Here is a 22,301-nt window from a genome sequence, read left to right as displayed (position 1 = left end):
CCAACACGACGCGTCTGGCAAAACTGATATGGGATCATCGACCCGGATCGAACCATGATGCTTTGCTTGAGCCCATCACGATGGCAGGGGTTCTGTTGCCGTGATTAATGAAAGGTAAGGAAATAACAGTGCAACCACGCATGCAGTTAAAGCGTTTCATGGTCTGGCCGCGTCGCCGGATTGTCGGGATTATAGGTGCTGTTCTGGCCTTCGCTGCCGCCATCGGCACAGGCGGGTATTTTGTCGGTCCTGCGCTGATTCCGGGCAAGCTTGTCCAGACGCAGCTTAATGAGCAGATCGGGCGCTGGACCGGGGGTGAATACAGATTGGGCGACAATACCAAGATCGCCGTTGCACCAGGGTTTCGCGTTATTGTGTCTGATCCGGCGTTTGTGTCGGTCGCGGATGAAACCGCGAGGCCGATTATGACGGCTGACAGTATTGTCGCACCACTTAGGATCGTGCCCCTGCTGTTTGGGCGGATCGAAATCGCAAACCTTGTCCTGTTGCATCCTGGCATTGATCTACGCGGACAGGCCGGCGATTTTGTTGAAAATGTAAACCCGCAAGCCCAAAGCGCGACACCGGCCGGACAACGACGTCCGCCAAGTGCTGTGACGCTGATCAACGGCACCGTGCGTTTTGATGGCGCGACAGGTGTTGATGAAATATCGGGCCTTGATCTGCGTCTGGCTAGCGATGTGTCTTCGGATGCGGATGCCATTCAAGGCGGCTTGATCGTTGGTGGGCGACACCTGAAGGTTGACCTGCTGCTCGATGACTTGGCCGCATTGGTTTCGGACGCCGGAACGCGGGGAAGCGTGAACCTTCGTATCGGGCCGCGATACGATGGTGAACAAGACGATGTCGCCACGTCTGATGGCGGCATGTCTTATGAGACAACAGATATTTTGCAGCAACTTTCTGGCGTTATCGGCCAATCCAGATATAGATTTGGTTCAATGGCAGCCGAGGGGACATTTTCTATCACCCTGCACTCCGTCGACATTTCAGATGCGACATTCTCGCTTGGTGGCATGGAAATGAACGGTCATTTGCGCGCCGAAGCCGATGACCGACAGGCCATTTCTCGGTTACTGGGGGTGCCGGATTTAATGAGCGTTGCGATCGTAAGTGCCACTGAAATGGGTGCGGGTCACTGGGTCGATACACCTGTAGATATGACGTGGCTTAACGGTCTTGACCTCGATGTCGAAATGTTCGGCGAAGATATGGCGTTTGGGAATTCGGTGCTTGATGCCGCAGCGATGTCGCTGGTCGTCGGTGATGGCACCGCGACGCTCGATCTGGCCGGAACCACAGAAGGGCTTGGCGATGTGGCGGCTGAGCTCGTGCTTGATTATGCCGATAGTGAAGGGGTCGTCATGGCGGCGTCCGGACGCGTAGATGATGTTTCCGTCGACAAGCTCACGCAGATTTTCGCAGCGATTGGGCCACCGCCACTGATTGGCACCGCCCAATTTCCCGAGGGGACGATGAACGGTGCGTTCGATTTGAACGCCAACGGTCACACGCTTGGCCAATTGGTGGACAGCTTGGAGGGATCGGCGACCACGCGGCTTACGGATGGGAGCCTCGCCGGTACCGATCTGGTCGCCACGTTGGAAACGCTGTTCAGAGGGCGCGAATTCATGACCGAAGAGGACGGGCCGTTGATCCCGGCGGCCGGGCGGACGCAGTTTGATCAGTTGGACGCGCGGATCGATTTTGCATCCGGAGCTGCCAACGTATCTGGGGTCCACATCGCGGGTGAGGGGTTCGGGATCAATATGTTGGGTGATGTAGAATTGGTAGAAGGCCGGATGAATGTCGGGGGGCATGCTGTGCTGTTGTCGCTGCCGGGCATGGAGGTTGTGGCCGGCGACACCCTTGTTGACCTGCCGTTTGGCGTGGGAGGCACTGTGTTCGCGCCTGTCGTTGCCGCAGGTGTGCCGACCGTGACCGCGCAAGTCGATGCATATGCAGAAGATTGATCGAGACCCGGCAGACATGTTTATGCGGGGCCGTCGCGGGGCCGGGACGAACCCGACACAGATGAACGTGGCCAGTCGGACGCGAGCGCCGTGGCACAGCCCATTGATTGCGGCTTGTGTGTTGTGCTTCTGGATAATCTATTACGGGTATTGCATTTTTCCGGGCCTTGGCGGAATGCTGAATGCTGGCGATTCAGCCAAATTCCAGACCCTTGGTCACACCTCAATTCTTGTGCATGGGCCGGGTTATCCGCTGATCCTGATGCTGGGGTCAGCCGTGCGCACCCTTTCCCTTCCGTGGGAGCCTTGGTGGGTCATGACCTTTCTAATGGCGTCGGTTCCTGGTGCGGTCGCGAATACAATGACGTTTCTGATCGTCGGTCGGCTGACACGGAGCGTGGTCTTTGGTTTGGCCGCCGCGATGTTGTTGGGCAGCGCCGGTCTGATGGCAGTGCAATCTACCGAGGCTGAGGTATATCCGCTTGCGCTCGCCTTCATCCTGTCGACGGGGTTTCTGCTGTTGCGGTTTATCGAGACAAAGCAGCAGGGCTATTTCATCACGGCCTGTGGCGTTTATGCGCTGTCGTTCGGCAACCACCTGATGATGATCATGATGGTGCCGGTTTTCCTATGGGTCACGGCAGCGCATTTTCGCATTTTGTTGCGGCCTAAGACCATCGTAACTGTGCTGTTGTTGATCATGGCAGGGGCCAGTCAGTACCTTTATCTGGCGTGGGTCACGCATATGCCGACCACCGCATACTCCGAATACCTGCCATTGCCGCCCACGACGTCGGACCTGTTAAGCTACATTGCAGGTACTTATTTTAGTGATCTCTACGGGTCCGGTCTTGCATCCACCCAGACCACCGAAGTATTGCTCAACACCCTCAGCTTTGCACATCCACGGCTGTCTGCGCCGATTATCATTGCGGGTATTCTTGCCTTCGCATCCGGGTGGTGGCGTCGCGACGCTGGGTGGACCGGACCTGCGCTGATCCTTGGTATCGGGTTGGCCTTTATGCCGTTCATTCTGTGGTACGGTGCCTATGACATCCGCGCCTTTCACCTGCCGGTGCTCGGGCCGCTGCTGATCGGGTCGATTGGCGCCGTCGGCTGGTTCCTTGCGCGCTGGCCAAAGGCGCGCCTGTCGGTCGGGATGATCTTATTGGCGTTTGGCGTGTTGCGTGCGGGCGAAATGGCGGGATATCTGTCCGCGCGCGAACCGGTTTTCGACGGTCTGGTAGAAACACTTGAGGTCATCGTTCCGCAGTCACCCGTTGATAATCCGGTCGTGTCGATGACCTACGATATGCGCATGGCGACGCTGTACCACGAACTGCTCAACGAGGTACCACAACCGGCCAGTTATCGTGTGACGTGGCGTACCGCAGACGAGATTGCGAAGCGTGATCCAGTGGGTGGCCTGGTCGTTCCAACCGACGGCGGGCAGTTTTTACAATGGATCGAATATCGTCATCCGAACCTTTTTTGCCGCACCCGTCCGGTTGAACAGCAGACCGGAACCCGTTGGCCCGCCTACGGATTTTTGTGTGAAGAGAGGGCCTTCCCGCTCGCGCCCGATTAACCAGCAGATCAATTTCCCCGATCAACAGAATGAAAGGAACTGGGTTGTTCGTCAGATGCAGAGGCCATCTCAAATTCAAAAGATGCCTAAAATAGGCGATAAATTGCTTTATTTTTGGATAAATATAGGTCAAATACGGCTTATTCCGATCTCGAGCTTTGCCTTGCAACCCATGGACTGGAGCAAACGTTCCAACTCCGACGTGGGAGGGCTGGCTGCCAATGTTCAAGAATTTTGTGATTTTTCTGACACTTCTGACGTCACTGGCTACATGCGATTATCAATCGCCTGCGGTGTCACGCAGCGATGGTGGCGTGTCAACCGATCCGCTGGTGCGGGTGTCTTCTATGGGTGAAAACGCCATGGCATCCCAAACCAACTTGTTGGTCGGTACGGCACAGGTCGTGACCCAATTGACCGGTGCGAACTCAATTAATGCGACAGCAGACAAATGGAACGTCCATGGGATCGATCTGGGCCACATGTTCATGCATAACGACGCTCTGTTTATGATGTTTGGTGACACCTACGGTCTGGACGGCGGGGATTGGCGCAGCAATGTTATCGCGCGGATTGCTGACCCGGACCCGCGAAACGGCTTTTCCTTCGCGTCGATGATCGAAGCAGATGGCGGCACCGCAAGCGAACTGGTGCGTGCGGCCCGCGTGCCGGGCTTTGAATGGACGGTGATCCCGACCAACGCCATCTCTGTCGCGAACAGGATGGTCATGCACTATATGTCCGTGCGGATGTGGGGCGACGATGACCGTTGGTTCGTCCGCCACTCGGGCCTTGCGTCGTCGGATGATCATGGCCAGACGTGGACTAGATCAAATACGGCCGTGTGGCCCGCAGGAACCGGATTTGAACAGGTCGCCTATGTCGAACGTGGCGGCGTTATCTACGTCTTTGGCATTCCGCAGGGTCGGTTCGGTGCCGCAAAGCTGGGGCGTGTCGCGACCGAGGCGATGTTTTATCCCGCCGCCTACGAATATTGGGATGGGGGCAACTGGGTCTCGAACATTCGCGACGCCGCCAACGTGGTGCCCGCGGCCATAGGCGAGCTGTCGGTCGCCTGAAGCGGGGCGCATCAGCGCTTTTTGATGATGTATTATGACCCCACCCAGCGGGCCGTTGTTCTGCGCACAGCACTGGCGCTGACCGGCCCATGGGGCGATATGCAGGTCGTGGCAGACAGCCGCGATTACCCGGGGCTTTATGCGCCCTATATCGTGCCCGGCACCGACGCCGATGGTGAACTTTACTTTACGATGTCGCGGTGGAAGCCGATCTATAACGTGTTCCTGATGAAGGCGCAGCTTGGGCCCGAAACACACACCATACAGGCAAGCGCGACAGCCGAACCGCCAACATCCACACAATGACTGGATCAGATATCTTTATGCGAAAACGGATATCCCATCGCAGGCAACTACCCCATGGGCCAAGGGTGTCACGCTGGCCAAGCGGGCAGTGGGCGCAAATCCAGTCTACACTCGGCAGTGTTTTGCCCAATCGTTTTGCAACATTTCACAGCGGTATTTAATGCCTTCCAAGGGTATTTACTGATTGGAAGTAAGGCCAAAACTTTCTTGTTAAATGCTTTTTGATAATCTGTTTATTTGAATTATTTACAGCATGTTGCGGCATATTGTATTGTTCTCGTGCGACCCGCAAACCCCAAAGAAGGCGTCGCGCCGCCCCATCAAAACGCATCGACTGGCCGGACCACCCAACGCATGTCTGAACCTGCAACCATGCGATTGTCCTATGCGTGCTGGCAGGCTTTCGCCACCTCCAGCCGCACAACTTGGCCATGCCTGCCAAAACTCTTAACTTTGTCTGGCAAGAGAGAGTCTCTGAAGTCGTTTCCGTTCTGTAATAGAGGTTCCTTCGCTGTCTAACATTTAGGAGCAGGTTATGAGACCAGTAGAAAATCCAAGGCGAAGACACGCTTTGACGTTGGCCGTTGGCGTCGCGATCACAATTTTACCCGTCACGGCGCAGGCCTATGTCGGCCCCGGCGCGGGCCTGACGGCGATCGGCACGATGGTCGCACTTCTCGCAGCGCTGATCCTCGCGGTCGTCGGTTTCGTGTGGTATCCGATCAAGCGTTTGATGCGGGCAGGTAAGGCATCAGTTAAGGTGCCCGAAAGTACCGAGACCCGGAAATGAGTGTCGTGGCCCTGATGCTGGGCCTGATTGCGTTTATATCGGTTCTGCGTATCCTTAAAGCCGCCCAGGTCGCGGGTGAAGTCATCGAGACCACGCAGGGCGCGATCGGTGTGATGCTCAACACCGACGTGTCCGACGCAGAAAAAGAGACGCAGGTGCGCCGCGCGTCCCTGCAACTGCTGGGCAAGTTCTTTTGGATCGCCTCAATCGGCATCGCGGCAATTGCGGCGTCTGCCGTGTTGGTCTGGGGCGGTGCTGCATTGGGACTCTACGCGCTGGACCGAGCGATAGCGATTGCAATGGGCTGGCCGTTCATCCTCGCATCATCAGGCGTTGCCATAGTTTTGTGGCTTGGTTTGGACCGACTGAACAGCGAACAAACGTCTGATGACACAGTACAACGTGAAGAAGTTCCCTACAGCGGCCTCGATATTGCGCTACACGATTTCGCCTTCGCGTCACCGCGTCGTCAGCGCGCCCTTGGGGATTTCGAAACTGCCGTGTTCAGGCGCCGCATCGATATGGATCATGTAAAGCGTCCGGTGTTTGTCACGTCGCTGCCGCGTGCGGGCACGACAATCATGCTCGAGGTTCTGGCAGGTTTGCCGCAATTCGCCTCGGCCACGTACAGGCACATGCCATTCACCCTGTCGCCGCTTCTGTGGGGCGGACTGTCGGGTGCATTCCGCAAATCCGGCGAAAAGTCAGAACGTGCGCATGGCGACGGCATAGACGTGGGCTTTGATAGCCCGGAAGCTTTCGAGGAAATGCTGTGGATGGCGTTTTGGCCGGACCACTACGGCAAAGACCTGATCACCCCTTGGGCATCACAGGACAGAAATCCTGAATTCGAAGCATTCTTTCGCACCCATATCGCTAAGATCGTGGTGACCAAACCGGGCGCCACGCGCTATATTTCCAAGAATAACGCCAACATCGCACGGCTCGGTTTGATCGAACAGCTATTTCCGGATGCGTCGATCATCGTCCCGATCCGCAACCCGCGTGCGCAGGTGCAATCGCTGCTTCGCCAACATCAACGCTTCGGCGATCTTCATGCCCGCGAACCGTTTGCGCGACGCTATATGGAAGGCATCGGGCATCTTGAGTTCGGCAAAGCCCTGCGGCCTATCGCGTTCGACATGGCGTCACCTGATCGTTCATTGGCGGACACGCCGGAATTCTGGCTAACCTATTGGATCACAGCATATGAACATGTTCTGGCCACAGCAGGCCCTGCTGTCGTCTTCGTTGATCATGACGCAATGTGCGCCGATCCTGAAGGGTTTCTCCCGCACCTCGCGGACGCGCTGCACCTTGATGACGCAGGCGATCTGATGGCGATGTCTGCGACCCTGCGCGCACCCGGTCCGGTCCCTGATGTGCAGGGTGTTCCGACTGAATTGTTGCGCCGTGCGGACGATTTGCACGCGCAAATGCGGGACCGTGCTCTTGCGGGTGCCACATTATCGAAACAAGGATATGCCAAGTGAAAAAGTCACCATCGGAGCGCCTTTTGTTTGGCGGCTTCGTCATTTCCGCCGTCTTTATTGCCATGATCTATGGCATAGCATCAGCATGGTGGGGTTGGTTTCCCGCGCCGCAGGTCGGCCTGGCCCATCGCACATGGCTTGACGTTTCGACCAACTGGAAAAACGATCTAGGGCTTGAACCGACACGCCATTTGGTCCCGCCCAACGATACCGGCGATGTGTCGCCAGATCGGGGCTATTACCTTGCCCCCGGTGCCACCCAGCAGCCGGGCTATATCCTGATTGCGGGCCTTAGCGATGATCAGGCGACATCCGAACACGTGGTACGGATGTTTGGCGCCAATGGCGATGAGGTTCACCGCTGGCCGATCAAATATGACGAATTCGACCCTGACATTCCGCCACAGAATGTGATGCTGCACGGGATGGAGGTGTTCGAGGACGGATCGGTTGTCACCACCTTTGATACCGGCAATGCGATTGCGCGGGTCGATGCGTGCGGCGAAACGATGTGGAGCGTGCGAGGCGGATTTCACCATACGATCACTCGCAGCGGTGACGGCGGAATTTGGACGTGGGAGGGCGAAGATCTGGTGCGACTTGACGAGGATACCGGCGCAAAGACGGTCTCTCTCAATCTGCGAAATGATATCATCGCGGCCAATGATGGCGAACAACGTGCAATCTTCGACATGCGCACCAACGAACCCCAGGAGGCCGACGGCGTGCTAAGCTATCTGGACGATCCGTTCCATCCCAATGACGTCGAAATGCTGCGCCCTGAAATGGCCGGTGCATTCCCGATGTTCGAGGCAGGGGATTTGATGTTCAGCCTGCGCGAATTGAACTTGGTTGCTGTTGTCGATCCGCAAACCGGCATTCTGCGGTGGTGGCAGCATGGCCCTTGGCTGAAACAACACGACCCGGATTTCCATGCCGACGGCACAATCACGATATTCGACAACGCGACCGGCACGGGTCGGTCGCGGATCAGGCGGATCGACCCGCAAGATGGCGCCATGACGGTCGAATTCGCCGGCAGCGATGACGTCCCGTTTTATACGTGGCGACGCGGCAAACATCAGTATCTGCCAAATGGCAACGTGCTGCTGACCAATGCCGAACACGGCAAGGTGCTGGAAATCGATCCCCAAGGGCGCGTCGTCTGGTCCCGCGATATGGTTTGGGATGAAACGCATAACCTGATCATCACCGAAGCGCGCTACGTATCTGAAACGTTTTTCGACGCGGGCTTACCAACATGTTCGGTTGTCGCGGATGTGCAATAGTCCCATTCGCTGAAAGCCCCAATAGCGGGTCTGCGACAATTGCTGTCATAAACAGTGATTGAGAATGCCGTCAGCCAAGGCATCGGGTTGATCTCGGAGAGTCAGAGACTGTCGCATTAATTTGATCACCGCGAGATTTCACGTGGCGGCGGCTGCGATGATGCGACTAGATTGAAGAGGCTTTCGACAAAACGGATTTCGCCTGTGACAGCGGGTGGTTTGCCGTGCACATGCCCATGCTTGTTGGTCCGTATTGCTTCAATCCCGCGCAGGGCCGCCTTTGCCAAAGACAGGGATTTGAAGCCGCGCAAAGGAGTGATCAACTTCTTGAGTGCTGCGTGATCGTATTGTTTTCCCATTTTCGATTTATGTGAATAATACCTTTCCCGGTATGGCACGCAAGGACGGCCTGTACCGGGCCCTGCGCGCGCCAGACCTTGGTTGTGTATTGAACCGGTAAGTCTGAATGTTAAAAAATTACGCTTACCGGACCTTAGGGCAGGTGAGTTCAATGGAGCAGCAATTCAACAACTGCAGCGAACGTCTACAATGTAGGCCGGCATCGCAGCATCTCTGGTGACCGTGATCCGATCGCCCAATCTTGATCGACGGGCGGACTGTGATGCCGATCACGACTACGCTGCGGTACGAAGCAAACCGCTCCGCGGCGCTAGTATTAGTTTTTTGACCAGCGGATAATGCGTCGACAAAAAACGCAAGTCGAGGTTTGAGCATCCTCCCGGATGCTTTTGTTCGTTTTAAACCCCTTAATTACCGCTTTCTGTGCGCGAATCTCAGAATCCGTCAGTCGTGAATTGGCTTTGTCTTTGGTGGCCATCCCAAGAATGCCCGCCAAGTTGCCGTGAAGATCAGAAACCAAACGGTTTTCACCTGCGTCCGGTGTCAGAACGATCTTCTCGACCATGGATTGAACCACATCAGCGGCCTCAGCGCGGTGCTCAGTCTTTCAGCTTTCAAACATACGTTCGATCCTGTTGCGCCTTTTATACCGGCGCTTGTCACACTTGATGACCTTTTTACGGGACTTTCTGCCCGGGATGCAGGGCTGTGTTCCCTTTTTTATCAGGGCATTCCGAAACCAATTAGCATCATGGCCACGATCTGCCCGCAGCCAGTTTGCAGCGGGAAGATTACCCAATAGGGCGGCCGCGCCAGTATAATAGCTCACTTGACCTGCGGTTATAATGAAATGAATTGGGCGACCTTTGGTGTCAGTGATTGTATGAAATTTGGTGTTCATTCCACCTTTTGTGAGCCCGATTAGGCGAGCAGCCCCCCCTTTTTCAACCGTAGGCTCGAAGCCGTACGGTGAGCCTTGAGGTAGGTCGCATCAATTGAGATTGTCGTGTTGTCAGGTGCCTCAGAAACTAAGCCAGCCATAATGTTGGTGAAAACACCCATATCACTCCAACGCTTCCACCTATTGTATAGTGTCTTGGGATGGCCATAAGCCGCAGGCGCATCACGCCATCTTAGCCCATTGATATTTATTAAAATAATACCACTCAAAATCCGCCTGTCATCAACTCGCGCTCGTCCTCTTGCTTTTGATCATTAACGTGTCTGAACACATAGAAGTCTCTGCTGCGGTTTTTACAAAAGGTAAATTAGCTTGTCACGTGCATGCCATCCGGCGGGCATAGATGAACCTTGGACAAAACATCCGGATGATTATTAATGACCGTTCCGACCATCACATGCTGTGCTGCCTACAGTCCCCTCGGCTTCAGGACACAATTTCAAATATCCCTTCTCAGCGAGAAGATAGCGTCCTTTGCCAAACTTAAAACCACAGGAGTATTTCTACAATGCTAAGACGCATATTCAAAGTTATTGCTGTTGCTTCGATCACGTTGATCGCAGTGCCTGCTGTAGCTCAGGACGACAGCCGACCGGATTTGGTCATCGCGGTCAACAATCTGCCTGGAAGCCTCGAAGGGATCGAGGAAATGGGCAATGTTGCCGTGCGCATCACTTATTCGATGTTTGACAGCCTGATCCGCCGTGATTTTCTGGCCGATGGGTCGGGCACCGCGTCGAAATTGGTGCCGGGTCTTGCTGAAAGCTGGACCCGCATCGACGATCGCACACTGGAATTGAAGCTGCGCGAAGGCGTAAAGTTTCATGACGGGTCTGAACTGACCTCGGACGATGTGGCGTTCAGCTTTGTTGCCGGGCGCGGGCGCGGCTATGACCCGTTGATCGGTACCGCCAAGCGGTTCATGGACAGCATCAGCCACGTCGTTCCTGTCGACAAATACACAGTCCGCGTCGTTTCAAAAGAGCCCGACGTGCTGTTGGAACAGCGCCTGGCGGGCTATGCGTTTTGGATTGTTGAGAATAAGACCTATCTGCGCGAAGGCAAAGATGCTTTTGCCCGCAATCCGGTCGGTACTGGCCCCTACAAAATGGACGAATGGGTCGAAGGCGAATACATCCGCTTGTCAAGCCACGATGATTATTTCGGCGGCAAACCCACAGCCAAAACCGTGACCTTTGTGCAGGTTCCCGAAGTGTCGGCGCGGATCGCGGGGTTAGTGTCAGGCGAATATGATATCTCTGTCAATATCCCGCCGGATCAAATTCCGACAATCGAACGGTATGACGACCTGAAAGTTGAACAGATCGTTTTGGACAATACGCATATGTTGGTTTTCTACCCGAACGGACCGTTGGAAGACAAGCGCGTGCGCCAGGCTCTGGCAATGTCGATCGACCGTGATTTGTTGCGCCGCGCGCTTTGGGCGGACAAGAATTACACTCCAAACGGTCACCAATTGCCGTCATACGAGATGTATATCGAAGATTACCCCGATTTCGAATTCAACCCCGAAAAGGCAAAAGATCTGTTGGCCGAAGCAGGATACGATGGCGAAGAAATCGTCTATAAATTCCCGCTCAACTATTACCTGCTGTCAACCGAAGCCGCCCAGGCGATGCAGCAAATGTGGCAGTCCGTTGGTCTCAACGTCAAGCTTGAGCCGGTCGAAAATTGGGGTCAAGTCACCGATGCGGATGCTCAGGTGAACATTCGCCCTTGGTCGAACACCCACCGCATCCCCGACCCCTTGGGCAGCTTTGTGCCACAATGGGGTGAGTTTTCCGACGTGCAGAACAATCAACAAGACGACGCCCGGTCATGGGATGCCCCCGAGGCCTTCAATGACGCGCAAAATGTCATCATCACCGAAACTGATTGGGAAAAGCGCAAAGCGGCCTATCGCGAGGCGTTGGACATCTGGATGGACGAAACGCCGGGTACGATGTTGTACAACCCGCTGGAAACCTACGCTGTGCGCGATGGTGTAACTTGGCAGCCATATGGCCTCTATTACATGGATCTGCGCCCTTACAACCTAAAATTCGCCGAATAAGGCGTATCAGGGCGGCCCTCGTTCGGGGGGCGCCCAACTTATTTCCGAGAGGCGTCATGGTTTTACGTATCACATCATTGGAAGTAACCATTGACCGAAAAAAAGGCAGTCCTGTGCTCCCGGTGCGCGGTGTGTCTTTTGCGGTTGAAGCGGGTCAAACGCTGGCGCTTGTCGGCGAATCTGGTTGCGGTAAATCCATGACCTGCCTTGCTATTGCGGGCCTTCTGCCCAGGCGCGGATGCGTCAGCGCCGGTCGCGTGGTTCTGGACGGAGCGGACCTTGCAGCACTCCCCACAGCAGAGGCGGCGAAACTGCGCCGCCGTCATGTTGCTAGCGTCTTTCAGGACGCAACAGGAGGTCTCAACCCTGTGCGCAGCATCGGGTGGCAGGTGGCGGAAGCCGTGCGCCTGCGCCAAGGGGCGACGCGCGCTGAGGCGGGTCGCGAAGCCGTACGCCTGCTGGGACGTGTCGGTCTGCCCAATCCGGAGCTCCGCGCAAAGGAATTTCCACACCAGTTTTCCGGCGGCATGAACCAGCGTGCGATGATCGCACTGGCTGTGGCTGGCAATCCCAGACTGCTTGTCGCCGACGAGGCGACCACCGCGCTTGACGTGACCGTGCAGGCGCAGATCATCGATCTGATCGCTGATCTGCGCGACAGCCTTGGCATGGCAGTACTTTTCGTAACGCATGATCTTGGGCTGGTGGCGCAAAGTGCGGACCACGTAGCCGTCATGTATGCAGGCCGCGTGGTCGAGACCGCCAAGGTGTCTGATCTTTTTGCCGCGCCGCGACACCCCTATGCGAACGGGCTGCTAAAAGCCTTGCCTCATCTTGCACCCGCCGGGGGGCGCATGGCGACGATCGAAGGCACCGTGCCTGCGATTGATGCGCTTCCGCCCGCGGGATGTGCCTTCGCGGCAAGGTGCAACCGCGCCTCAGAGGCTTGTCGCACCTCGGATCCCGAACTTCGGGGCAACGTGGCCTGTCACAACCCTGTCCCACTGCCTGTAAATCAAACGGTGAACCGCTACGAGAACGAGAAGATCATGGCATGATTGCCGTCTTGTGCCGCGCCAGGGCCCAGAGTGCCCACTTCTCTTTCAAACCTCTCGCGATGGCAGATCGCGCCGCATCAAAGCGCCAAGGAGAATACGTTGAGCTATCTTGAAGCCACAGATCTGGTGAGATCTTACGAACAAAGCAGTCGGGGACTGTTTCGCAAGCCGCACAAGTTCCGGGCACTTGATGGTGTGTCACTGAAACTGGAGAAAGGCACGACGCTTGGCATTGTCGGAGAGTCCGGTTGCGGGAAGTCCACGCTCGCCCGAGTTCTGTTGGGCCTGCTTGATGCCGATGGGGGCTGTGTCACCCTCAACGGACAGCCGACCCTAAACCTGCCGGACACGCAATGGCGCGCGCTGCGGCGGAGTATGCAATTGGTCTATCAAGACGCGGGGGGCGCGCTTGATCCGCGGCTTCGCGTAAGGGACCAGATCGAAGAACCACTACACATTCATAATCTTCCACTTGACGCCGTAGAGCGCATTCTTGTGTCGGTTGGTCTTTTTAGCGCTTTGGCGGATCGCTATCCGCACGAGCTGTCCGGAGGGCAGTTGCAACGCGTGGTGATTGCCCGCGCCTTGGTTCTCGATCCCGAGCTTCTTGTGCTGGACGAACCGGTCTCGGCGCTTGACGTGTCGATACAAGCGCAGATCGTCAACCTGCTGATGGATTTACAGCGGGATCGCGGTCTCACTTACCTGTTCGTCAGTCATGATCTGGGCGTGGTGCGTCAGATCTCGACCCGTGTGGCCGTCATGTATCTGGGCCGCATCGTAGAAGAGGCGCCGCGCGCCGCGCTCTTTGCTAACCCTTTACATCCATACACGCGCATCCTGATTGATGCCGTCCCAAAGCCGGACCCATCGCTGCGGCGCACGACCCGGATCGAAATTGGTGCTCCGCCCAACCCAGCCGATCCACCATCAGGTTGCAGCTTTCATCCGCGATGTCCGTTGGCCACCGCGCGATGTACCGTAGAACCTCCAGCCTTGCGTGATTTTGGTGACCGCCGCGTAGCCTGCCATTTAATCAAGGAGACTGTCTGATGTTCTGGTTCCTGACGAAATCACTGCGCGCGGTCATTACGCTCTTGCTCGTGGTCACGTTTGTCTTCTTCGTCCTGCGCCTGTCTGGTGACCCGACCTACATGCTATTGCCCGATGACATCGACGAGGCGACGCGCACATTCTACCGGCAGCTTTGGGGCTTGGATAAACCGATATTCGTTCAGTATTTGAACTACCTTGGCGCTTTGCTGCAAGGCGATTTCGGGATTTCCTTCCGCAACAATCAGGACGCCTTCCAACTGGTTTGGGACCGCGTTCCCAAAACGGCCCTTCTGACGGGAACGTCGCTGGTGATCTCGTTGGTGATCGGCATTCCGCTTGGCATCGTCGCAGCGCTTTACCGCGACAGCTGGATTGACCGCGCCGTGATGGCTGCGTCGGTGTTTGGCTTCTCCATGCCGAACTTCTTTCTTGGTATCCTGCTTATCCTGATTTTTTCGCTGAACCTGCGTGTCCTGCCCTCCTCCGGGTCTGGGACGTGGAGGCACCTGATCATGCCCGCTTCTACGCTTGGCATCAGCTTTGCCGCGCAATTCGCCCGTTACACCCGGTCGTCGATGATCGATGTGCTGAACAAATCCTACATGCGGACCGCGCAGTCCAAAGGGGCCGGTACAGCGCGCCGTGTGAACTTGCATGCGCTGCCCAACGCCGCCATTCCTGTGATCACGATCCTTGGTTTAAAGGTTGGTGAATTGCTCGGCGGTGCGGTCATCACCGAGACAGTATTTGCTTGGCCCGGTCTGGGCAGGCTGTTGACCAGTGCCGTGGCATCGCGTGATCTGGCCGTGGTGCAATGCATTATGATCCTTTTGGCCATAACCATGGTTGTGGCCAACATGCTGACAGATCTTACCTATGGCTGGCTTGATCCACGCGTGCGTGTCGGCGCGAAGGCAGGTTCACGATGACTGATACAACGCTCGTTCGGCGCCGATGCCATGCCTTAATCCGTTGGTTTTCCGAAACGCCCCTGACGGTCACTTTGGCTGCATCCTTCATGGTTCTGATGCTGTTTGTGATGCTGTTTGCACAGATCATTCAGCCCTACGCGTTTGACCACATCGACCTCATGAACCGCATTTCCCCACCCGTACCGCTACAAGGCAGCACGTTGATGCATCCGGCGGGCACCGACACCCTTGGGCGCGACCTTTTCTCGCGACTGCTTGTCGGGGCGCAAACCTCGATGCTACTTGCGCTTCTGGGGACATGTCTGGGGGCTATTCTTGGCATCACGCTGGGATTTTTAGCGGCGCACAAGGGACGGTTGTGGGACGAGGCCATCATGGGATTGGTGGATTTTCAAGCCGCGATGCCCTGGTTCATCGTCGCGCTCGCAGTGCTGGCATTTCTTGGCAATTCGATGGTGATGTTCATTGCCATCATGGCCCTTTATGGCTGGGAAACCTACGCGCGTATCACGCGTGGCTTGGTTCTCTCGGCACGAGAACAGGGCTATGCACTGGCGGTGCGTGGATTGGGCGCACGACCTCGCTGGATCTACTTGCGCCATATCTTGCCCAATATTTCTGGTCCGCTGCTTGTGCAGCTTACCGTGAATTTCCCGTCGACAATCCTGTTCGAAACTTCGCTCAGTTTTCTGGGGCTTGGTATCCGCCCGCCCATGACATCTCTTGGCCAGATGCTGGGCGAAGGTCGCGACTACCTGATCAGTGCGTGGTGGCTGGCGGTGGTCCCCGGCGTCATGATCTTCCTCATAACGCTGTCCATGTCGATCCTTGGCGACTGGCTACGCTCTAAACTTGACCCTTCATTGGAGAACTGACATGCCCATAGTTGCAGGCTGCGGCCTGAATCTGACGTCCATTACACCCGGAGACCTTAACGGCGCCGCGAACCTGATGGCCCGCTGGGCCGAGATCGGCTGTTCCCATGTCGAGATCAGCGCACGCCGGCTTGATATCATTGTTGGAGGGCAACTTAACATGCCCGCGGTGCGCCGTTTGGCCGGCATTATCGATCAGCACGGCATGGCGCCTGTGCTGCATGCTCCGCATGGAATCAATCTGATGGATCGCGCGCGGCGCGACATGCATAAGGCTGCAGCGGAAGCCTCGATCGAGTTCTGCCGGATAACTGGTTGCGCCTCGATGGTCCTGCATTCGGGTCATGTGTCGGCGCAGGAATGGGTGGTTCAGCGCGATGTTTTGCTTGCTGAGGAACAGAACCAGCTTCGTCGGCTGGGGGACCTGGCCGAAAAGGCTGGTGTCAACATTGCCGTCGAGAACCTGATCGCTAGCCCGTTGAACGCGGATCGTATCATCTATGGCGCCGATCCGCGTGCTCTGGCCACGCAGCTTGCTGCCGTCGATCACCCGCGTGTCGGGGCCTGTCTTGATTTTGGGCATGCCTTCCTTTCGTCCTCGATGCTTGGCTTTGATTTCATCGACGCTTGCGCAACGCTCAGCCCGCAGGTCTGGCATCTTCATCTGCACGATAATTTCGGCGACCCCAGCGGTGGAGCCGGTATTGGCGATAGCGGCGACGCGGCCGTCATGGGACAAGGTGATATGCATGCGCCCATATTTTGGGGTGCGATCCCTTGGGCCGAGCTTTTGCCCAGGATGCAGTTTCGTCAAGGCACCTTTGGCATGATCGAATTGAACGGGCGTTACAACGCCTATGCAGAGGGCGTCTTGCAATCAGCCCGCAACGTCGCCGCGCATCTTGACGGCGCGCCGCTGGTCAACCCCTGGGAACAATCCGTATGACCCATATCGTTTCAACAGGCTTCAACACCGGCATCGCCGATGGCGACCTTGGTCGCGTCGCAACTCGCCTTGCCCATATGGTTGAGATCGGCTGTACGGGCGCTGAAATCACCGCTGTCGGACTGGATGCCGTCGTGGACTGCCGTTTGATCCTTGATCGGGTGGCGGGTTTGCGCAAGATCATCAGCACGCATGACCTGAACTATTCGATGCACGCACCCATTGCTATCAATCTGATGGATGAGACCCACGCCGACATCATGGCGCGAGCAGCAACCGTGTCGATGGAGCTTGCGGCAGAGATCGGAGCCGGCGTAGTGGTCCTCCATCCAGGGCGGGTGTCCCCCCAGAATTGGGTCAATCGGCAGGACCAACTTTTGCAGTTCGAACTTGAGCAGCTTGGGCCCGTTGCCGACCGGGCGGCAGAGCTTGGCGTCCAGATCGCCTATGAGAACATCTCGCCAAATCCGCGTGTGATTGCGGGTCAGGAAACCTCCTATTCTCTGGACCCACGTGCCCTCGCGGATCAGCTTGAGCGGTTGAAACATCCTGCCGTCATGGCCTGTCTTGATATCAGCCACGCACAGCAGGGTGCCGGGCTTTGGGGCTTTGACATGCTCGAGGCTTGCAAGGTACTTGGCCCATGGATCGGGCATATCCACTTTTCTGATTCAACCGGTCTGCCCGCGACATTTCCCACTGGGTCGGGCAACGAGCAACAGTTCTTTGGTGTCGGGGATATGCACGCCCCTCAAGGGTTTGGCCGAACCGATTTCGCAGCGCTTGCGGCGAGTCTGCAGCTCCGCGAAGGCACGCGGGTGGTAATCGAACTCAAGTCCAATTTCCTCGCCCATGCCGAACAGCAGACGCTGGCGGCGGCTCAAAGCTTTGCCGATGCCGTGAACGAGGCCCGCGCATGACACAGGTTGACCGCGTTGTAATTGTGGTGTTTGACGCCCTGCGCCCAGACATGATCGCAGGCCGCATGCCCCATCTGGAGTCCTTCGCCTCGCAAAGTCTGTGGTTTCGTGAAGCGAGGTCGGTCTTTCCGTCGATGACACGGGTGGCCACCACATCGTTTGCCACAGGCGGCTGGCCGGCGCAGCACGGCATTATCAACAATAGCTTTCATTTGCCGCATGTCATGCAGGGCATGCCCGTCGACACCTCGAACTTCGATCATCTCACCCGGCTGAAAACATCGCAGGGACAGGTCGTCACGATGGCAAGCCTTGGTCACGCGCTGGCCGCTGCGGGCAAGCGGATGGGTGCCGTGCATTGCGGGACAGCAGGCGCGGCGTATCTGGTCAATCATGATGTGGCAGCACATGGTCACTGGACCTTTTCGATACATGGTGAAGCCAGCACGCAAACGCCCGGTGCCGTGCAGCGCGCAGTGGCCTTGCATGGGGCACTTCCCGACCCTAAGATTTCGAAATTCACCACGCTGGACTATGCCGAAAGCGTGTTTATCGATATGGCCCTCGCCGAAGACGGACCGGATGTTGCGCTGATGTGGTTGCCGGAACCGGACACCACGTGGCACAAGTTTGGCCTTGGATCGGGCGAGGCGAGGCGTGTCATGGCCGCTGCAGACAAAGTTTTTGCCAATGTGCTCGACGCAGTCCAATCGCGAGGTGGGCGCACGGCGGTCATTGCAATGTCGGATCATGGCCAAATCACCATGACCAAGCGCAGCGATATTTGCGCAGAAATGCTGGCCGATGGTCTGCCAGCCCATCACCACCCAGGGAAAGAGCACAGATTGGCGCTGACCCAAGGCAATATGGGTGAGCTGCGCAGCCTTGACGGCGACAAATGCCTGATCGCTGATGCCTGCGACTGGTTGATGTCACGGGACGACATTGGCATGGTCTTTGCACGGGATGACATGGCTGACGCCCTTCCCGGCACCTTGCCTATGTCTCTGGTTCAGCACGGGCATGACCGCTCCCCAGAGCTGTTCTTTCTGATGCGGTCGTCAGAGGAAGCTGACCATTGGGGGCTGCCGGGTAGCGGCGGATTGATGGCCGGTGTGGAATTGGGCTGTGGGATGCATGGCGGGCTGAACCGTTATGAAATGAACACGACCCTGATCGTGAACACACCAGACGGGCGACGGGGTCTCGACGCGATGCCTGTTGGACTTGTCGATATCGCGCCAACGGTCTGTGACCTGCTCGATACGAAAATGATTGCGGCTGGTCATCCGCTGCCATTGTTTGAACCTGCCACGAGCCACGTTGTTCCTGAGGTATTTCGCGATGGTCGTGGCCCATTCATGCAAGAGTTGCGCCGGCACAATGTTGACGGACGTGTCTATCTGGACAACGGCGCGAGGGTGACTGAATGACGCTGGCTCGATAACGAGTCGGCGCCAGAACATTCGGAGACGTCTAATGCGCCAACCCTTGTTTTCGATCGTGAGGCTTGGGCAAGTTTCGTACAGGCCTTTGCCACCTGTGCGCCCGCATCCAGCATTGCGAAATGCAAAACTCTAAATGGCGCGCTTATCGGCAAGCGTGCGCAAATGCCCTGAAAGGCTTTCTGATGACAGCAATCATATTTGATCTTGACGGCACGCTCATTGATAGCGTGCCCGATGTCCATAAAGCAGCATCTGAGATGCTTGCAGAAACAGGGCACTCGGCGCTTGGCATTGCCAAAATCCGTAGTTTCATCGGCAATGGTGTGCCTGCGCTGATCACCAAAATAATGCAAGAGATTGACGAGGACCACGAGGATCGTGCGCGTCACGCCGTTCTGGAAAAGTGCTTTATGCGCCATTACATGGCTGCGCCCGCCGTTCTCAGTACACCATTCGACAATGTGCGTGCGACATTAGATTATTTGTCTGCAAACGGGTTCAGACTCGCAGTGTGTACAAACAAACCCGTGGCGATTGCCAAGCAAATACTTCACGACCTGAATATGGACTCTTATTTCGCTGTTGTAATCGGGGGAGACAGCTTGACCGTCCGGAAGCCTGACCCGGCACCATTGCACGCAGCAATTGACCAAGCATGCGCAAGCAGGGCGATTTATGTTGGCGATAGCGAGGTCGACAGTGAAACAGCGCAGCATGCGGACGTTCCGTTCATGTTGTTTACCGAAGGGTATCGGCGCGCTTCGATCAACGAAATACAGCATCAAGCGGCATTCTCGGACTTTTCTCAGCTGCCTGGACTGGTTCAGATAATAGGCGAAAAGGCGTCTGGCAATCGGATTGAAAGCACGACCGCCCGCAGGTCATGAGGAGCATTTTCGGACAATCTTCCATTCTTTTCATCGTGGTAGCCAGCCGCGATGACCGTAATAGGCTCTGTCAGAGGGAACTCTGTTGTGAAGGGTAGGGTGGCGATCTAGCGTTGTATTATGATAAAACGTTCGCCTTTCCGTTACTTCAAAGCCAGCCCAGAGATAATCCGCCTTGCGGTGATGCTTTACGTCAGATTTCCGCTGTCGCTTCGGAATGTTGAAGATCTTCTGCATGAACGCGGCATCGATGTAAGCCATGAAACTATCCGGTTTTGGTGGAACAAATTTGGCCCAATGTTTGTGCCGCTGAAATTCGCAGGAAGCATGTTAATCGGCTGCGGTGTTATTCGAACTGGCGATGGCATCTTGATGAGGCTTTTGTAAAGATTAACGGTGAACGGCATTACCTATGGCGGGCGGTTGATCACGAAGGTGAGGTGCTGGAAAGCATTGTCACTAAGCGCCGGGATAAGGTCGCAGCCCTTAAATTTATGAAGAAAGCGATGAAACGGTATGGATCACCGGAAGTCATCGTGACCGACAAATTGCGTTCATATGGTGCCGCGATGAAAGTTATCGGGAATGTGGCCAAACAGGAGACTGTGCGCTGGAAAATAATTGAGCCGAGAATTCTCACTTACCTTTTCGTCGAATGCGAAGTTTGCAGAAATTTGTTTCCGTCCATGCATCCGTTTTTAACCACTTCAATCAGGAGCGCAGCCTTTCCCGAAGAGATCATTTCAAGATGAACCGCACCGCTGCACTTGCTGAGTGGCGCGGTCTTTGCGCGGCATAAAGGACAGCTTCACTGGCCTGGTAGAGACTGGTTCCAATTTGTCTGACAGCACTCTCAAATGGGTTCAGGAAACCGGTATCGATTGGCATGACATCGCGCTTGGAAAGCGCCAGCAGAACTGCTTCATAGAAAGCTTCAACGGCAACCCGAGTCGGAGTACCGCTTTTGAGGTGGTTCCACTTTCCATCAATGCGCGCAGTGCTTGATATTCTGGCAGACTGTGCCAAGTTTTGTGCGCCATTGCTTCTTTGTGCGCCATTGCTTCCTAGCATAACATTATAAGAGTAAGAATTAATATCATACCTTTTTTAGTCTTTGCGAAAAGCTAACATAAGGAGCCGAGAGTTCTTTGGGGACACCACGCTATGAGCAATAAAACCACACCAACCGTCTTTGACGGTCACAATGATGTTTTATCAAAACTGCACCGGGCAGGCGGCGTTTCGGCGAATAAGAGTTTCGTGAACGGGCGGGACGGGGCCATTGACTTGGTTTCCGCCAAAGCGGGTGGCTTTGCCGGTGGATTTTTTGCGGTCTATATTCCGTCGCCCGTTGATCTTGAAGACAAATTCGACCAAATGACCCAGCCACCTTATGACCTACCGCTTCCGGACCTCATTGATTGGGAGGATGCGTTTCCCGTTGTTATGGCCCAAGCCGCGATCCTGTTTGACCTTGAAAAACGCGGTGCGCTCGTCGTTTGCCGCACAGCCGCCGACATTCGTGCCGCAATGGCTGCGGACAAGATGGCCGCAGTTTTCCATATCGAAGGGGCTGAGGCTATTGATGCCGACCTGCACACGCTTGAGGTTCTGTATCAAGCGGGGCTTCGCTCCCTTGGACCTGTCTGGAGTCGTTCAACAATCTTTGGCCATGGCGTACCGTTCCGCTATCCAAGTAACCCTGATATTGGCGAGGGGCTGACGGATCACGGGGTCAGGCTGATCAAGCGCTGTGACTCATTGGGAATTATGGTGGACTTGTCGCATCTAAATGAAGCAGGGTTCTGGGACGTTGCGCGCTATTCGTCCAAGCCGCTGGTGGCTACGCACTCAAATGCGCATGCGATTTGCCCACACAGCCGCAACCTGACCGACAAACAACTTGCCGCCATACGTGAGAGCAATGGCATGGTGGGGCTCAATTTCGCGGCCGCTTTCCTTCGGGAAGACGGGCGCATGTTACCAGATGTGCCGCTCGAACAAATGCTGCGGCATCTCGATTATTTGATCGAGCATCTGGGGGAAGATCGGGTCGGATTAGGCTCGGACTATGACGGGGCTGTTGTTCCGGAGGAGTTAACCTCCTGTGCGGAGCTTCCCAAACTAAGACAGGCAATGGCGCAACACGGCTACGATGATGCCTTGATCGCCATGCTTTGCCACGAGAATTGGCTGCGTGTGCTCGAAATAACATGGGGGGAATAACCCTCCAATTTGCGCGCAG

General features: G+C 56.1%; 17 protein-coding genes and 3 pseudogenes. 17 read left to right on the top strand and 3 right to left on the bottom strand.

The genetic code is table 11. The features are described 5' to 3' along the window. The first annotated feature begins 128 nt into the window (after positions 1 to 128). The 6 genes and pseudogenes from WNY38_RS15715 (at position 129) to WNY38_RS15690 (ending at position 8,539) form a co-directional block, all read left to right on the top strand. The gene (locus tag WNY38_RS15715; protein ID WP_342858302.1) at positions 129 to 1,994 is read left to right on the top strand and encodes an AsmA-like C-terminal region-containing protein; all 1,866 of its coding nucleotides are present in this window, start codon (positions 129 to 131) and stop codon (positions 1,992 to 1,994) included. Positions 1,995 to 2,169: 175 nt separating this feature from the next. After that, a complete protein-coding gene (locus WNY38_RS15710; protein WP_342858301.1) occupies positions 2,170 to 3,582 on the top strand; it encodes a DUF2723 domain-containing protein in 1,413 nt (470 codons plus the stop codon). Positions 3,583 to 3,803: 221 nt separating this feature from the next. Next, positions 3,804 to 4,967: pseudogene (locus WNY38_RS15705) on the top strand (DUF4185 domain-containing protein). A 535-nt stretch (positions 4,968 to 5,502) separates the two neighbouring features. Beyond that, a complete protein-coding gene (locus tag WNY38_RS15700) occupies positions 5,503 to 5,757 on the top strand; it encodes a hypothetical protein (RefSeq protein WP_342858300.1) in 255 nt (84 codons plus the stop codon). Continuing rightward, complete coding sequence (locus tag WNY38_RS15695; RefSeq protein ID WP_342858299.1) at positions 5,754 to 7,250, top strand: sulfotransferase; 1,497 nt, start codon at positions 5,754 to 5,756, stop codon at positions 7,248 to 7,250. Before WNY38_RS15700 ends, WNY38_RS15695 begins: the two co-directional genes overlap by 4 nt. Next, positions 7,247 to 8,539 carry an arylsulfotransferase family protein gene (locus WNY38_RS15690; protein ID WP_342858298.1) on the top strand — a complete coding sequence of 431 codons (1,293 nt, stop codon included), beginning with the start codon at positions 7,247 to 7,249 and terminating at the stop codon, positions 8,537 to 8,539. The genes WNY38_RS15695 and WNY38_RS15690 overlap by 4 nt, the downstream gene beginning before the upstream one ends. 125 nt (positions 8,540 to 8,664) lie before the next feature. On the opposite strand, the gene WNY38_RS15685 is transcribed toward WNY38_RS15690, so the two are convergent. Then, positions 8,665 to 8,898 (bottom strand): hypothetical protein, encoded by a 234-nt coding sequence (locus WNY38_RS15685; RefSeq protein WP_342858297.1) that lies wholly within the window; start codon positions 8,896 to 8,898, stop codon positions 8,665 to 8,667. 617 nt (positions 8,899 to 9,515) lie between these two features. Next, positions 9,516 to 10,108, bottom strand: a pseudogene (locus tag WNY38_RS15680) (IS5 family transposase); the annotation flags it as partial. Positions 10,109 to 10,368: 260 nt separating this feature from the next. Here WNY38_RS15680 and WNY38_RS15675 point away from each other — a divergent pair. The 10 genes and pseudogenes from WNY38_RS15675 (at position 10,369) to WNY38_RS15630 (ending at position 20,855) form a co-directional block, all read left to right on the top strand. Next, the gene (locus tag WNY38_RS15675; RefSeq protein WP_342858296.1) at positions 10,369 to 11,934 is read left to right on the top strand and encodes an ABC transporter substrate-binding protein; all 1,566 of its coding nucleotides are present in this window, start codon (positions 10,369 to 10,371) and stop codon (positions 11,932 to 11,934) included. 56 nt (positions 11,935 to 11,990) lie between these two features. Then, positions 11,991 to 12,992: an ABC transporter ATP-binding protein gene (locus WNY38_RS15670; protein ID WP_342858295.1), complete on the top strand. Its 1,002-nt coding sequence runs from the start codon at positions 11,991 to 11,993 to the stop codon at positions 12,990 to 12,992. Positions 12,993 to 13,091: 99 nt separating this feature from the next. Beyond that, positions 13,092 to 14,045 (top strand): oligopeptide/dipeptide ABC transporter ATP-binding protein, encoded by a 954-nt coding sequence (locus WNY38_RS15665; RefSeq protein ID WP_342858294.1) that lies wholly within the window; start codon positions 13,092 to 13,094, stop codon positions 14,043 to 14,045. Then, the gene (locus WNY38_RS15660) at positions 14,045 to 14,977 is read left to right on the top strand and encodes an ABC transporter permease (RefSeq protein ID WP_342858293.1); all 933 of its coding nucleotides are present in this window, start codon (positions 14,045 to 14,047) and stop codon (positions 14,975 to 14,977) included. Before WNY38_RS15665 ends, WNY38_RS15660 begins: the two co-directional genes overlap by 1 nt. After that, on the top strand, positions 14,974 to 15,855 hold the full coding sequence (locus tag WNY38_RS15655; protein WP_342858292.1) for an ABC transporter permease: 882 nt from the start codon (positions 14,974 to 14,976) through the stop codon (positions 15,853 to 15,855). Before WNY38_RS15660 ends, WNY38_RS15655 begins: the two co-directional genes overlap by 4 nt. A gap of 1 nt (position 15,856) precedes the next feature. Next, positions 15,857 to 16,801 (top strand): sugar phosphate isomerase/epimerase family protein, encoded by a 945-nt coding sequence (locus WNY38_RS15650; protein WP_342858291.1) that lies wholly within the window; start codon positions 15,857 to 15,859, stop codon positions 16,799 to 16,801. Next, positions 16,798 to 17,721 (top strand): sugar phosphate isomerase/epimerase family protein, encoded by a 924-nt coding sequence (locus WNY38_RS15645; RefSeq protein WP_342858290.1) that lies wholly within the window; start codon positions 16,798 to 16,800, stop codon positions 17,719 to 17,721. The genes WNY38_RS15650 and WNY38_RS15645 overlap by 4 nt, the downstream gene beginning before the upstream one ends. After that, positions 17,718 to 19,154 (top strand): alkaline phosphatase family protein, encoded by a 1,437-nt coding sequence (locus WNY38_RS15640; protein ID WP_342858289.1) that lies wholly within the window; start codon positions 17,718 to 17,720, stop codon positions 19,152 to 19,154. The genes WNY38_RS15645 and WNY38_RS15640 overlap by 4 nt, the downstream gene beginning before the upstream one ends. A 197-nt stretch (positions 19,155 to 19,351) precedes the next feature. Continuing rightward, positions 19,352 to 20,056, top strand: coding sequence for a phosphoglycolate phosphatase (gene gph, locus WNY38_RS15635; RefSeq protein WP_342858288.1), 705 nt, complete (start codon positions 19,352 to 19,354; stop codon positions 20,054 to 20,056). A 120-nt stretch (positions 20,057 to 20,176) separates the two neighbouring features. Then, positions 20,177 to 20,855: pseudogene (locus tag WNY38_RS15630) on the top strand (IS6 family transposase). Here WNY38_RS15630 and WNY38_RS15625 read toward each other — a convergent pair. Further along, positions 20,795 to 21,082 (bottom strand): hypothetical protein, encoded by a 288-nt coding sequence (locus tag WNY38_RS15625; protein WP_342858321.1) that lies wholly within the window; start codon positions 21,080 to 21,082, stop codon positions 20,795 to 20,797. The pseudogene WNY38_RS15630 and the gene WNY38_RS15625 sit on opposite strands and share 61 nt — an antisense overlap. Before the next feature lie 138 nt (positions 21,083 to 21,220). On the opposite strand from WNY38_RS15625, the gene WNY38_RS15620 reads away from it, so the two are divergent. Then, complete coding sequence (locus tag WNY38_RS15620; protein ID WP_342858287.1) at positions 21,221 to 22,282, top strand: membrane dipeptidase; 1,062 nt, start codon at positions 21,221 to 21,223, stop codon at positions 22,280 to 22,282. Positions 22,283 to 22,301 lie beyond the last annotated feature (19 nt).

Origin of the sequence: Pacificibacter sp. AS14 (genome assembly GCF_038899935.1) — a bacterium.
GTDB lineage: Bacteria > Pseudomonadota > Alphaproteobacteria > Rhodobacterales > Rhodobacteraceae > Celeribacter.
Note: the sequence above shows the minus strand (reverse complement) of the source record. Positions and strands in the feature narration are given on the sequence as shown.